This window comes from Pseudomonas grandcourensis, assembly GCF_039909015.1.
GTDB classification, from domain to species: domain Bacteria; phylum Pseudomonadota; class Gammaproteobacteria; order Pseudomonadales; family Pseudomonadaceae; genus Aquipseudomonas; species Aquipseudomonas grandcourensis.
Genome location: NZ_CP150919.1, coordinates 4,998,235 through 5,012,427 on the forward strand (window position 1 = coordinate 4,998,235; position 14,193 = coordinate 5,012,427).

The 14,193-nt window shown below is 54.5% G+C and carries 11 protein-coding genes; 3 read left to right on the top strand and 8 right to left on the bottom strand.

The features are described 5' to 3' along the window. Positions 1–180: 180 nt before the first annotated feature. From AABM52_RS22280 to AABM52_RS22290, 3 genes are all read right to left on the bottom strand, one after another. Entirely contained in the window at positions 181–1,092 is a 912-nt protein-coding gene (locus AABM52_RS22280) for a RelA/SpoT domain-containing protein (RefSeq protein ID WP_347908034.1), read from the bottom strand. Then, positions 1,092–3,206 carry a hypothetical protein gene (locus tag AABM52_RS22285; RefSeq protein WP_347908036.1) on the bottom strand — a complete coding sequence of 705 codons (2,115 nt, stop codon included), beginning with the start codon at positions 3,204–3,206 and terminating at the stop codon, positions 1,092–1,094. The genes AABM52_RS22280 and AABM52_RS22285 overlap by 1 nt, the downstream gene beginning before the upstream one ends. Before the next feature lie 596 nt (positions 3,207–3,802). Continuing rightward, positions 3,803–4,834 (bottom strand): IS110 family transposase, encoded by a 1,032-nt coding sequence (locus tag AABM52_RS22290; RefSeq protein ID WP_347907140.1) that lies wholly within the window; start codon positions 4,832–4,834, stop codon positions 3,803–3,805. 162 nt (positions 4,835–4,996) lie between these two features. Between AABM52_RS22290 and AABM52_RS22295 the strand changes: the two genes are divergently transcribed. Further along, positions 4,997–5,617: a tyrosine-type recombinase/integrase gene (locus tag AABM52_RS22295; protein ID WP_223507891.1), complete on the top strand. Its 621-nt coding sequence runs from the start codon at positions 4,997–4,999 to the stop codon at positions 5,615–5,617. Positions 5,618–5,708: 91 nt separating this feature from the next. Here the strand turns inward: AABM52_RS22295 and AABM52_RS22300 are convergent, their stop codons facing one another. Then, the gene (locus AABM52_RS22300; RefSeq protein ID WP_347908038.1) at positions 5,709–6,566 is read right to left on the bottom strand and encodes a TauD/TfdA family dioxygenase; all 858 of its coding nucleotides are present in this window, start codon (positions 6,564–6,566) and stop codon (positions 5,709–5,711) included. Between the two features lie 206 nt (positions 6,567–6,772). Continuing rightward, on the bottom strand, positions 6,773–7,801 hold the full coding sequence (locus AABM52_RS22305; RefSeq protein ID WP_347908040.1) for an AraC family transcriptional regulator: 1,029 nt from the start codon (positions 7,799–7,801) through the stop codon (positions 6,773–6,775). Between the two features lie 112 nt (positions 7,802–7,913). On the opposite strand from AABM52_RS22305, the gene AABM52_RS22310 reads away from it, so the two are divergent. Further along, positions 7,914–8,957 carry an alpha/beta hydrolase gene (locus tag AABM52_RS22310; RefSeq protein ID WP_347908042.1) on the top strand — a complete coding sequence of 348 codons (1,044 nt, stop codon included), beginning with the start codon at positions 7,914–7,916 and terminating at the stop codon, positions 8,955–8,957. A gap of 62 nt (positions 8,958–9,019) precedes the next feature. Here AABM52_RS22310 and AABM52_RS22315 read toward each other — a convergent pair whose 3' ends face one another. The 3 genes from AABM52_RS22315 to AABM52_RS22325 form a co-directional block, all read right to left on the bottom strand. After that, a complete protein-coding gene (locus tag AABM52_RS22315) occupies positions 9,020–10,666 on the bottom strand; it encodes a 3-(methylthio)propionyl-CoA ligase (protein ID WP_347908043.1) in 1,647 nt (548 codons plus the stop codon). Between the two features lie 178 nt (positions 10,667–10,844). Beyond that, complete coding sequence (locus tag AABM52_RS22320) at positions 10,845–11,324, bottom strand: 2,4'-dihydroxyacetophenone dioxygenase family protein (RefSeq protein WP_223444006.1); 480 nt, start codon at positions 11,322–11,324, stop codon at positions 10,845–10,847. A 104-nt stretch (positions 11,325–11,428) separates the two neighbouring features. Further along, on the bottom strand, positions 11,429–12,301 hold the full coding sequence (locus tag AABM52_RS22325) for a TauD/TfdA family dioxygenase (protein WP_347912673.1): 873 nt from the start codon (positions 12,299–12,301) through the stop codon (positions 11,429–11,431). A gap of 551 nt (positions 12,302–12,852) precedes the next feature. On the opposite strand from AABM52_RS22325, the gene AABM52_RS22330 reads away from it, so the two are divergent. Next, positions 12,853–13,956 (top strand): polyamine ABC transporter substrate-binding protein, encoded by a 1,104-nt coding sequence (locus AABM52_RS22330; protein WP_347908045.1) that lies wholly within the window; start codon positions 12,853–12,855, stop codon positions 13,954–13,956. The last annotated feature ends 237 nt before the right edge of the window (positions 13,957–14,193 follow it).

Sequence of the window (14,193 nt, forward strand, 5' to 3'; positions counted from 1 at the left end):
AGTTGCTTGCTTGGAGTGAGGTATATCCGAAGCTGCTCACCAGGTCTCATGTTGCTGGACTGCGGCAAAAACAGTCGTATCCCGACCTGGCGTTTCTCAGCGTGATCATCCGCGAAGCGGTTGGTGCATTCTCAGGATCGCGAGTCACACTTGGGCATGGCCTCGCGTCCATTTTGCGGATCAAGCTTCAGCTCTAGCTCTCCCAAACTGCTCTAAGCCGGAATTTTCAAGAATGCGCAAAATACGTTGTGGTGTTATATCGAGGATTTCAGTGTTACCTGCGTATAGGTAATTGCCGATATAAATTATGTTGTCAGCATTGATTGGAAGCTCGACCTTGTTCTTAATTATTCGGCTCAAGAAAATCTCCCGATTGATCCGAAAGATCTTTTTGCCTGTTTCAGGATAGAGCTTTAACTTATCTACCACCTCTTTGCTAAGGTCACTTTCAGACCTCAATCGAAACTTGGTTCGAACCATTTGACTCCATTCGCCAGCTTTATAATGACGATAGGCTAGGGTCTCAAATAGCTTCATCATTCCCCAGTCGGAGGTCTCAAGAGTTGCGAAGATACCATTAAGTGCGCGGCCTAAATCTGAATACCCAGACCAGTCGTCTTGACACTTGTACCTCAAATCATGCTCGACCTCGTGCCATCCTTCAGAAAGTACCGTTCGAATTTGAACTTCAAACGTATCGTCCAGTACGTCATAAGAATCCAAGAGCGTACTGTTCTCAGAAATCTCAGGGGGAAGCTTAAATATCAGATTGCAACGGTTCGCGGTAAAGACCGAACCATTGGGCGTATCGATGGTGGAGGAGTGCTCGTCGTAGTTAAACGAGTTTTTTAAAACATCCATAGCTACGGCCTGATCGTCAGGGAAATACAGCGCTACTCTCACGCCGAAAGCGTCTTGGATCTTCTTGCCGGTAGGGGTGTATTTTCCAGCCGATTTATTGATTTTCTTCTCTATGGATTCAACACTTTTAGCTCTCGAAAATACTCGGCAAAGCAACCCGATCCTATCAAGCTCGGACTGGATTAAGTGCTGGAGATTGTTGGCAATCAATTTGTCAGGAGAAACGGACATTAGCTGCGCCCCAGCATTGTTTTGACTTCCGAAATATGTTCGAGGTTTAGTTCTAGAACGCTGTTTTTTCCACCATCACGGATAAAACGCTGCCGGCGTAATGAAGCAATCGCCTCAAGGATTTCGTCTTGGCCGATTTGTGCAGAGTTCGCGCAAACGATTCTAATGGGCCGATGTTTGTGGAAAGTGGGTCTCCCTTTGGGCCAGAATTTTTCGAGAACGAAGATCTCAGCGTCCGGGAATTTCCTTACTATCGTTGTGTCGTCTACCGCCCTTTGCTGGAGGGCTAGCAGGAGATTTGGGTTATCTGAGTCGCAGCCGAGCGCGTGGATAACACCGCCTTCTTCATCATGTTCAAAGCCGCAATTGAAAAAACGGCAGTTGATGAAGGACACTTTATCCATGTTCTTGCCGACTAAGGTCACGTCCGAGAAACAGCAACCAATGAAAATGAAGTTGTTGATCGAATTGGATTTGCCAATATCAACACTCTTGATTTCAATGTTTTCTACTGAACCGTCACAAAGATCAATATCCAACCTGTCAGTAAGCATGATCGTGTAAAGCACCTTGTCCGTTACCGGAAGGAACTCCAGAGAGAACTCCAGCGCGTGCCAAAGGTTTTGTTTCGTGTCGTCGACTCTAGCAATCGTCGCAATCACCGAAGGCTCAATAAACCGCTCGAATCCAGCCCACTCATTAGAAGTGTCATCAATGATTATCTCGGCGCAGAAGTTTCCAAGCACAAACTCATTCACGAAGCCAATACCCTGACCGTTCTCATTACTCCGATCCAGCATTGCGTGTCCCGACAATTTGGTCACAAGCTCCCCGAGCGTGGGTCGCTCTTCTGGCTGGTACTGCTTACGACTCTGATCAAGCAACTCATCGTGATTTTTCAGAATAACGTCTGAAATGTATTCTTTCGACTCGGAGGTATAGTTCCTCTCCATCATGTCGTTAGCAATAGTCTTAAGAATGGCATACTGATCTTGAGGTAGTACGCGCAGGTCTTGGCGGCGACGTTCCCGCTCAAGCATCGAAGAGAAGTATTTATCCACTATCGAGTTGGGGTTCGCGATTGCCGCATCAAACTCGGCGTTAGAGATGCACCGAAGATAGGAAAGCAGTACGGGATTGCTCAGCCTATCGATTGGGAAGTTGACGAGTTTCAATGCATCTAGTCGTGCCGGCGGAACCCAGTCCTCAATGGTGGGCTCGCTAATACGGATGCGATAAATCTCGAAGTCTTCGTCATGCTTTTCCACCCATGAGTGGAAGTTATCACCATCGAAAATCGCAGTGCGACGGGTTGTTAGAATGACCTTCGCCGACTTGGTAAGCAGCTCGCTGATGGTGTCGAGCATGGGTTCGGTATGTTCATACCCATCGTTGTCTTCGGCAGTTTTACTCTGCGGTAAAAGCTCGTCAAAACCGTCGAGAATAACTGGAACGTTGCCGTTCTGAATTTCAGAACGAACCAGACTCGAGCGCAATAGGGGAAAGCTCCGATCAATTTCGTCCAAGAAGACGTAACGGAAAATTTTAGCCTGACGGTTCCTGGCCAGTTCAGAGAACAGCGGAACCATGTCGTCGGAGTTTTCGATTATTTCATTCAGCAGCTCGTGCGCGGTGCACGTCTTACCGAAGCCAGCGGCGGCCTCAATCAAAAAAAGCGCGGGTTTAGTCGACTTTAGCCTTGAATAAATTTCGTTTACGACGCTGCGAGTACCCACCACATCATTGATCGTGTAGTGCGACCTAATATATTCGTACTGACCGTTATCCGAGTGTGTTTTGGCGATGGAATCGGTATAGCGGCTGTATTCTCTTTTCAGCTTCTTACGCGTGTTTTCAGCGGAGAAGAAGCCTCTAAAGAGAGTTTGCTCGATGGATTGAGTAGTCGTGTAAGAGCGAACTTTGCAGGCATAGCCCGTCTTTTTGAATTCGTTGAAGACCTTTTCTTCGTCGCCATTTGGTCCTGTTTTGATAATGTCGGCGTTATGGAAGTGGCCTGATCTATAGGTAAATACATGGATGCCAGGCTCGTAGCTATCAGCTTCTTCAAAACCGTACTGCCGATACAACCTTCTGAGTTCGCTTACATCAATCATATCTATCCTTGGCATAGGTCATGGCGTAAGCATCTTTATTCAAAATTGCTCACGCGCACGGGCGCTGATCCTGAGGAAAAGCGAGATCGTCCTCTTTCGTGGCTTAATGATATCAAGCTTGTACGCGTTCTGGGATACAGTTTGGTAGCAGGGTATTCGGGTCACCGAGCGAGTGGGTGGGGCGTCTGAAGAAGCTCAGCGCGGTGATATTGAGCTTTATGAGGAGTTCGTTTTGGGAGCTTTCAGCTATTGGGATGAACGCAGCTTTCGGTAGTAACGCGCCACGGCGTGGTGGCTGAATGTCTGCACAGCCGATTGCAGTCTTTCGCGAATGACCGTATATGGACTCCTCCTCATTGCAAGCCCCCTTCGCTTTGGCGCCCGTGCCGACTGCACACGTATATTCGGCCTCTGATTTCAGCATCGATTCGATGCAGGGCCATGATGGGCTATTCGCGCGTCGGCTCCCAATTGCTTCTACGTGCTTTACGCACCTGGTCATTAGAGGGTTTTGCCAACGCCGGTTCGACCGGTTTGCCATTGTTCGGGTTGCTTCGCAATCGTGGTGTAGAGGTGCTTCTCCTTGGATAAATGGGTCAGGCCGCTGCCCGATCCGGTTGGTAATCAGTGCCGTTGCGTAGCATCGCCCAAGCCATGCGTGCAGTTTTGTTGGCGAGCGCAATAGCCGCCACATTGGGATGTGAGCGCTCGGCTAAACGAACGGCCCATTGGCTGAGCCGGTCGTCTTTGAATTTGGCCGTGCGTAGTGCCGATCGTGCACCGTGGATCATCAGCGTTCGCAGATAAGCATCGCCACGTTTGCTGATGCCCAGCAGTCGATCTTTACCGCCGGAGCTGTGTTGCCTCGGCGTCAGGCCTAGCGAGGCGGCTAACTGCCGGCCATTGGCAAACTGTCGAGCATCACCAATGGCAGCAACGAGTGCGGTGGCTATCATCGGGCCGACCCCGCGTAGCTGCTGCAAGCGGACGGCCGTTGGTTCACTTGCCGCGATTGCCGAGATCTCGCTGTCGAGTTCGCCCACGCGTTCATCCAGTGTGCGAAGGTCGCCCCACAAGCCATCCAGTAAATGACGAAAGCGTACGGTCAAACCGTTATCCGCCTCTTCCAACCAGCACGGTATGGCACGACGTAGCATCAGTAACTCTTTCGGAGCGACGAGGCCGTACTCGGCAACCAGCCCACGGATCTGATTGGCTTTGGCCGTCCGCTGTTCGATCAAGCCGGCTCGGATGCGATGCGTCGCCTGGATATCCTGTTGCTCAATCGTCTTGATGGCGACGAAGCGCATGCTGGGGCGGCTCATGGCTTCACAGATTGCTTCGGCATCGTTGGCGTCGTTCTTGTTGCTCTTGACGTACGGTTTGACGAACTGAGGCGCGATCAGCCTCACCCGAAATCCGCGTGCCTGTAGTTGTCGCGCCCAATGATGGGCTCCACCGCAACTCTCCATACCGATTTCACAGCCGGGTTCGATTTTCTCCAGCACCGTTTGCAGCCAGCGATCGCGCGGCAGGCACTGCCGCCAGATTGGTTGTTCATGACAATCCACTCCGTGGATCTGAAACACGTTCTTGGCCAGGTCGACCCCAATGCGCATAAGCTTCATGTGTGGACTCCTTCTCACGGTTGACTGTGGTTTGCACCTTCAGTCTGGCACTCAAGATGCCGAAGTGAGGAGGAGTCCATCCCATTGCTTCGGGTCGAATAGCGACCACCACTCGTTGTGACTGATCCACCCTTGTCCTCCCCTCAACGTGGAGGACGAGCCATGAACACTATTGCTAGATACAGCCATCAGCCTTGGAACAAGGGAAAGCTTGTCGGGCAGAAAGCTCCGCTTCGAGTCAGAGATATCTGGGCCATTCGAGTAAGACTTCAGCTTGCTGAGAAGACACGTGATTTGGCGCTCTTCAACTTGGCCATCGATAGCAAGCTGCGTGCCTGTGACTTAACCAAGTTGCGAGTCCGAGACATTGCCCACGGGGAGCATGTGTCATCACGGGCCATAGTGATGCAGCAGAAAACTCAGCACCCAGTGCAATTTGAAATCACTGAGCAAACCCGAACGGTTCTGGAGGCTTGGATGCATCGGGCTCGTCTCCGCAGCGAGGACTTCTTGTTCCCGAGCCGATTGCACGCCTCAGACCATCTTTCCACCAGGCAATACGCTCGAATAGTCAAAGCGTGGGTGACAGCCATTGGCCTTGATCCAACCATGTACGGTACCCACACGCTACGGAGAACCAAGGCATCGTTGATCTATCGCAGGACGAAGAACCTGAGAGCTGTCCAACTCCTGCTTGGTCATACGAAGCTTGAAAGCACTGTCAGATACCTGGGAATCGAGGTCGATGATGCCCTGGAAATGGCAGAACAAACGGAGGTCTGATCATCCATAGTGACGGTCGATGCTAGACCGTCGCTATCCGACCCAAAGGAGACGCTCAGAAGCGTCTCCAGTCTCTGGACCATTTCACATATCAGTAGGGTCTGTCGCCGATAATGGCCGCACGCTCCATCTTGCGATGGCAAGGCGGATAGTCCATCACGGCATAGTGCTGGGTGCAGCGGTTATCCCATATCGCCACGCTGTTTTTCTTCCAGCGCCAACGGACCTGGTACTCGGGATTGTAGGCCTGGCTGATCAGGTACTTCAGCAGGTCAACACCTTTTTGGTTGTAGTCCTGACCGACGCGGACACGTCCCTGGCTGTGGTAATTGACGAAATGCGTAGCGTAGGCATTGACGAATAATACCTTCTCGCCTGTTTCGGGATGTATACGTACCACCGGATGTTCGGCATCTGGGTATTGCGCCTTCATCGCCAGGCGCTTTTCCTTTGGCATGGCGGCGGCGAAGGAGGAATTGAAGCTGTGGCTGGCGATCAAACTGTCAATTTCCTGCTTCACATCCATGGGCAGCTTGTCGTAAGCAAGCACCATATTGGCCCACATGGTGTCGCCCCCGGTAGGAGGGCACTCAATGCAACGCAGTACGGCACCCATCGGAGGTGATTCCCGCCAAGTAGCGTCGCAATGCCAGGCATTCTCGTAGCGATCCGCCGGATTTTCCGGAGTCTTGTAGATTTGCACCAGACCGGGAGCCTCCGGATGGCTGGGGAGCATCGGGTGGGATTCAAGCTGGCCGAGGCGGCGGGCAAATGCTTCGTGATCGCAACGTGAGAGTTTGTCCAGATCCTGATCACGCAGGAAGAGCACCTTGTATTTCAATAGCGCTGCGTAAACTTCGTTGAATAGGTCGTCATCGCGCACTGCGTCGCCTAAGTTCACATCGAGCAGTTCTGCGCCGATGGCACAGGTCAATTGTTCGACTCGCATGGCATCTCCATTTCAATTTTTCTTGGCCGGGCCGTGGGCGGGGCAGGTGAAATCTTGCCTTGGACCAACGGCGGCGCTTGTTATTGTTGGTGAATTTTTGTGGGTGCAGCGGGGCGGGACATGGCCGCTGCCCATAATAGGAGGTGCGAGCGTTGCACCATGGACATGGCGGGACATTTTCTTAGCTAACTGGGACAGTAAGCGGGTTAAAGCGAAGATGTTGTCGCCTTATTCTTTCGGTAGGCGGCGGCCCAATCCGAGGGTGTCTTGCCAAACTGTTTGCGGAACCAGCGTGAAAAGTCACCGGCCGAGGAAAAACCAAGCAGTTCGGCGACCTCGTACAAGCGGCGCTTGCTGTTGGCCAGATACTCTTCGGCGAGTTCCGCACGCACCCCATTGATGATCGTTGTGACACTCTCGCCCTCGGTTGCCAGGTGTCGGTTAAGGGTGCGTCGATGCATGCCAAGATGTTGGGCAACCCCATCGACAGAGCACAGTCCGCTTGGCAGCAGCATCTTGACGATCTGGCGTACCCGCTGCGCCGGTTCCTCACGCAGGTTGGCCAACTGCATGTCCAGCGATCGCTTTATCTCTCGATGCAACGCGGGGTCGGCCGTGGGAATGGGCATGTCCAGATCGCGCCGGCGGCAAACGATGGCATTGAATTCCCGGGAAAACTCGATAGTTGTACCCAACACGCGGTGGTGCACTTCCAGGCTGACAGGTCGCTCGTGAGTAAAACCGACCCTTACCGGCCGGAAGGTATGGCCGCTCAGAACGCTCAACGTCCGAAGCATGATGCCGGTTGCCATTTCAATCGCCTGGCGCCAGACGCCATGATGACCCTGCATGTTCACACCCACATACAGCAGGGTCAGGTCGCCTGCATCCTCGAGCCACAATTGCACCCCTGCGTTATGCAAACGCGTATAGCGAAAGCAGGATTGCAACGCTGCGCGAAGCGTTGGCTCTTCGCGGATGAGCAGCGCGAGCATGCCAAAGTTGGACAGCTGCCGGGTTTCCGCGAGCAGCAGTCCGAAAGCCACCTGGCCGGAGAGACGGGCTGACTCCTCCAAGAGCCAACCCACCGAGTCGCTGCTGATCATGATGTTTGGATCGTCGAGGACACTGGTCGGCAGCTTGGCCAGCCGCAGCATGCGAAAGGGGTCGAGTCCCACTGAACGGGCAACCCGCTCATAGTCGGTAAGGCTGGCACTTCGCGTCAGGGTGTACATGAATCCCTCCTATGTCCCAAATTCGCAAGATTGTGTCCTGCCAAGCTTAGTGCAGGACATCTGGTCACGGCTACCTTCAGGCCTACAACGACAAAAAGATGGAGGTAGATAAATGAACACGCGCACCGCAACTCATATCGACCAGCCGCTCGAGGCAAGGCCGAAAGTGGACCCCGACGACCCAGAGGCATTCAATCACTGTTTCGCCGAACTCAATGGCATTCGCATGCATTACATCGACGAGGGGCAGGGCCCGCTCGTCATCCTGCTGCACGGTTTTCCCTATCTTTGGTACATGTGGCGACGCCAGATCGGCGCATTGGTCGAGGCTGGCTATCGCGTCGTGGTCCCCGATCAACGCGGCTTTGGCCAAACCGATCGACCCGATGCCATTGAAGCCTATGACATGAGTCAGGCGGTCGGCGACATGGTGGGCTTGATGGCGGTGCTGGGTGAAACGTCCGCAGTGATTATCGGCCACGACCTGGGTGCCTGGGTGGCCCAGGCGGCAGCCATGTTGCGGCCGGATTTGTTTCGTGGCCTGGTGATGCTCAACACGCCGGTGCCACCTCGGGGCAAGGTCAAGCCGACCGTAGGTTTGCAGGCCATGGCGAAGGGGCGGGTGTATCACCACCTGTATTTCCAGCAGCTCGACAAACCGGATCGTGAGTTGGCTAATGATCCGCGCAAGACCTTGCGCAGTGTCTTCTACTCGATCTCTGGCAGCGCTATCGGACCTGATCGCTGGCGTCTGTTTGTTGAGCCTGGTGAGCCCATTCTCAATGCTTTCACTGAACCGAAGGGCGAGTTCCCGTCATGGTTGAGCGAACGGGCGCTCGATTACTACGTCGCCGAATACACGCGCACAGGGTTTACCGGTGCTCTGAACTACTACCGCTGTCGCGACCGGAACTGGGAAATCACCGCGTTTCTCGACGGTGCGGTGGTCCGCCAGCCGAGCCTGTTCATCGGTGGTGCTGCCGACCCATCACTCGAACCAGTCGAAATCCGTAGTCTCTACGAGCAGATCGACACCTATTTACCCGGACTACAGAAGAAGGTCCTGCTACCCGGTGTGGGTCATAGCGCGGCGGAAGAAAGTGCCGATCATGTCAACGAATTGCTTCTTGAATTTCTCGAACAGATGGGACGCTAAAAGCGAGCGTTTGCCCCATGCGTGGTCGCGATAACTCACGGCCGCACATGGGGCATGCAGGCTCAGCCAGCAGCTTTAACCAGCAGATGATCGCCGAATTGCTCTCGAAGACGGTTCTTCTGGATCTTGCCCGTGGCACCTAATGGAATTGTGTCGACAAAGATCACATCATCCGGTGTCCACCATTTCGCGATCTTGCTTTCATAAAAGGCGAGCAATTCTTCTCGTGTCAGTGTTGCTTGCGGTTTCCTGACAACGATCAGCAGGGGGCGCTCGTCCCACTTGGCGTGTTTCGCGGCAATGCAGGCCGCCTGGGAGACTGCCGGATGGGCCATCGCAATGGTTTCCAATTCGATGGAACCTATCCATTCACCTCCTGACTTGATCACGTCTTTGCTGCGATCGGTGATCTGCATGAAGCCATCGACATCGATGGTCGCCACATCGCCGGTTGGGAACCATCTTTGACCCGCTTGCTCAAGCAGCGGCGAACTGTCCCCGCTCCTGAAATAATCGCGTACCACCCAAGGTCCACGCACCAGCAGGTCACCAGCAGTCACCCCATCCCAAGGCAGCTCCGCGCCGTCAACGTCAACGATTTTCATGTCGACGCCGAATACCGCTCGGCCTTGCTTGGATTGCACGGCAAAACGTTCTATCGGGGACATTTCAACGTGCCTGGCCTTCAGGCTGCCGACCGTTCCGATGGGGCTCAATTCAGTCATCCCCCAGACGTGCAATACAGCTACGCCGTAGGTTTCCTGAAAGGTATGCAGCATGGATGGGGAACAGGCCGCACCACCAATGATGCTGCGTTTCATGCTGGAGAATCGCTTGTCCGTTTTTTCCAGATAACCAAGGAGGTTTTGCCACACAGTCGGGACACCCGCGGACAAGGTCACCCGCTCGGCTTCAAGCAATTCGAATAGCGATTCTCCGTCCAGGGCCGGTCCGGGAAGCACAAGCTTTGCCCCGACCATGCATGCGATGTAGGGAAGTCCCCAGGCGTTGATATGAAACATCGGCACAACGGGCAAAATCACATCTTGTGCTGAACAATTCAGGGCGTCAGGCAGGGCGGCCGCATAGGTGTGCAGCACCGATGAGCGATGACTGTACAAAACCCCTTTCGGGTTGCCTGTCGTGCCAGAGGTGTAGCAGAGCGTACTGGCGGCTTCCTCGTCGAAAATCGGCCAGGCATAGTCAGAGGATTCCCGTTGAAGCAGATCTTCATAGCACTGCAAGTTGTCGATGCCGGCGTCTTTCGGCATATACGCTTGATCGGTCATGGCGATGAACGCCTTGACCGTAGGGCAGCGCCCCGCGATGGTCTTGATCAACGGCAAGAAGGTCAGGTCGAAGAAGATGTACTGGTCTTCGGCGTGGTTGGCGATATAGGCGACCTGGTCTTCATGCAGACGCGGGTTGATGGTATGCACGATGGCACCCATACCGGATACGCCGTAGTACAACTCCAGATGACGGTGGCCGTTCCAGGCCAGCGTGCCGATCCGGTCGGCGGGCTGGACCCCCAACCGGGTCAGCGCGCTGGCCAATTGGCGCGCGCGACGGTGGCAATCACGGAAAGTGTAGCGATGGATATCGCCCTCCACCCTACGAGAGACGATCTGCGTATCGCCGTGATGGCGGTCGGCATGCTCAATGAGCGAGGAGATCAACAGCGGCTTGTGCATCATCAAACCATTCATGACAGCGCTCCTTTTATTTTTTGTTATTGGGGAGCGAGCAGGCGGCCGGGCACTTGTCAGATTTCGCATCAAGATCACGAACCGACACATCCTGTTCTCTCCGCTGAATTTTTACGATCTGATAACAATCCCGGCGGTCCCTTAAAGCCGGGTATGCCGGGACTCCATGAAATCCAGATCAGTTGAATGCGGTCAGGTCTTTCGGTGCGATGTCATGCTGCTCGCAATAAGCCAGATAGCGATGCAATCCTGACTTCCAGTTTTCGAGCGCGACGATGTTGTCGTTGCCGTCCAAGAACGCGAGATCGCCATTCACCTGGACCAAGGTGAGTACGTATCCATCTATGCTGCCCGTACTGACGACTTCAGGCGTGTGAGTCGATCCAGCCGTCTCATATACGATGCTGCCTGGGCCGGCGACCCAGTCATGTTCCTTGTATTTCCACTGGCCTTCGATCGTGTAGACCATCACTGTCCCCGTGTGATGGTGCTTGGGCAGTTGCATGTCGATCGGCGACTTCATCATGACAATCCACTCACCACGAATCGGATCAAGCTTGAAGTACTTCAGCAGAACGTTTTCGGCATAAGGGGTAAACGGAATCCATGGCAGGGATTCGCCATCGATGACGGCGGTGTCGACGTGTTCGTAGAGCATAGGTAACTCCGTTAATTGTTGTTGTGGTTGGGATTTTTCGGCGGCCGGGATCGCCCGACCATCGTTGATGATCGGGTGCCCAGCTGTCTGTCACGCAGTCAGGTTCAGGTCAGCGGGGTGCCCGCGAGGGTGGCGCGCAGCATCTTTCTTGGCGCATTGCCGTAGTCCGCCACTGCGTAGTGCTGGACTTGCAGGTTGTCCCACATGGCAACCGTATTGGTTCGCCATTTCAGACGTACCTGGTACTCCGGAATAGCGGCTTGGGAGATCAGGTAGTTCATCAGATGATGAGCCTCGGGCATGAAGTCCTGGCCGTAGCGAATGTCCTCGAAGTTGAAGAAGTTCGCGAAATGGGTGGTGAACGCGGAGTTGACGAACAACACCTTTTCGCCTGTCTCAGGATGGGTAAGTACCACCGGATGTTCAGCAGAAGGGTTTTTCACGGCCATGGCGTGACGTTCTTCGCGGGGCAATTGGGCGCCAAAGGTCTGCTCGGAACCGTGCTTTGCGTACAGACCCTCGATCCGTTGCTTAATGGCGTTTGGCAGGTTTTCGTAAGCCATCACCATGTTGGAAAAGAGGGTGTCTCCGCCGGTGTCAGGACCCATTTCGCAGCGCAATACCGCTCCGCGCGGCGGTGCTTTTTTATAGGTGACATCGGCATGCCAGAGATTTTCGCGGCTGGCCTTTTCAACATAGCTCTTGGGTTTGCTTGGGTCGAGGTTACGGTACAGCATCAGCAACTTGTCCGCTTCCGGGTGGCTCGGCGCCAGGGGATGGGCTTCCAGTTCAGCGAATTGCGCAGCGAAGTGCTGTTGTTCCAGGGGGGTGATGTCCTGGTCGCGAAAGAACAGCACTTTGTGCTTTAGCCACAGCGCCCGGATTTCCGCGATCAGTTCCGGATCATGGGCCGCATCGGCCAGATTGACGTTGCTCAGTTCAGCACCGATGGCGGGGGAGCAAATCTCCACTTTGATCGAATGCTGACGCACTGATGACCGGATAGTGGCCGGTGCCGTGGGGGTAAGGGGTGAAGGCGTGTCTTGGGCTGCGGCGACTGTTGTCATTGTTGTCTCCAATCCGAGCTGAACGACGGTGCGCTATAAGAGCATCCGGTGTAGGTAACTGCCCCCTGCCAGTGATTGAGGGTTGTCCTACAGTAGCTATTTCAGTCGCAGGACTATGGGCGAAGCGGGACATTTACTTAGCATTCTGGGACGCACAAGGGTGGGAAACGAACATTGTTGTGAGCAGGTCGGAGAGTCCGCTTTTGGCCGATTTCTGCCCTTCGCGACGGGCAGAAATCGACCAGGAGCAGTCTGTCGCTACGGGTAGAAAACGGCCCATTGCGACTTAAGGCGTCAAACTATTCAACGCTTGGAGCGCTTTGTAGAAAGCGTTTGGCGACAAGGCTTCCAATCACTACCCCTTTCGAGTAACCCACCTTGGTAATAGGCCGCAACAGCCTGTATCACTAACCTGTCCTCTCCCGAACATCACGGTCCTGAAGCAGGCCAGGAGTGTCACATTGTGTCGTTACCGCTCGTCTTTGAACCTCGGAATCAGCACCTGTCTGTCGGCCTGGATAACGACCGCAACAGCTGATACGCCCACCGTGCACGTGTACAACTGGTACGACTACATCGGTCCGACCACCCTCCAGGATTTCAAGCGCGACACGGGTATTGAGCCTGTGTATGACACCTTTGACAGCGGCGAAGTACTGGAGGCCAAGCTGATGACCGGCCATAGCGGTTATGACGTGGTGGTGGCCAGTAACTTCATCCTGCCCGCCCTGATCAAGGCCGGTGCCTTGCAAAAGCTCGACCGCAGCCAACTGCCCAATCTGAAACACATCGACCCGATACTTTTGGAAAAGCTTCGCGCGAACGACCCTGACAACCAATACGCCATACCTTACCTATGGGGCACCGATGGGATTGGCTACAACGTTGAAAAGGTCCGCGCCGTCCTGGGTGACCAGGCACCGGTGAACTCATGGGACCTGCTGTTCAAAGAAGAGAACCTGGCCAAACTCAGTCAATGTGGGGTGGGAATTCTGGACGCGCCCGCCGAGATCATGCCGATCGCCCTGCACTACCTTGGCCTCCCTCCCAACAGCAGCAACCCCGATGATTATAAAAAAGCCGAAGCGCTGATGCTGAAGCTGCGCCCGTACATCACCTATTTCAATTCGTCGAAGATCGGCAGCGACTTGGCCAACGGCGATATCTGCGTGGCCCTGACCTGGTCCGGTGCGGTATTCGGTGCGAAGCAGGCCGCCAACGAAGCCGGAAAAGGAGTAAAAATCGAATACAGCATCCCCGTCGAAGGTGCACCGCTGTGGTCCGATAACCTGGTACTGGTGAAAGACGGCAGCCACCCGGAGCATGGGCTGGCCTTCATCAACTACATGCTGCGCCCGGAAGTGATTGCGCCTGCTACCGATCTGGCGCTCACCGCCAACGCCAACAAAGACGCGACAGCGCTCGTCTCGGCTGAAGTGAACGACAACCCGAACATCTACCCCACTGCGCAAGTGATAGCCACGCTGTTCACCCTGCAACCGCAGTCCCATGCGGTGGATCGTGTCCGTACGCGCTCCTGGAGCAATATCAAGAACGGCAACTGAGCGGACATCAGCGATGTTGTTTCTGGTCGCGACTGAAGAGCAATCGGCACGCTGCCGGGGCTAGATACCGCCACCTTGCTCTACGCCTTGCATCGGGCCGGTTGGCCGGGGCGGAAACCGCCATTCACGACGGGCAGAGATCGGCCGATTCTGTTGAAAAAGTCGGATTTTCAGCTGGCCTGAACTAAGGCACGACCACCATCGGAGAACCTACTCACCACATCGAGTGGTTTCTCG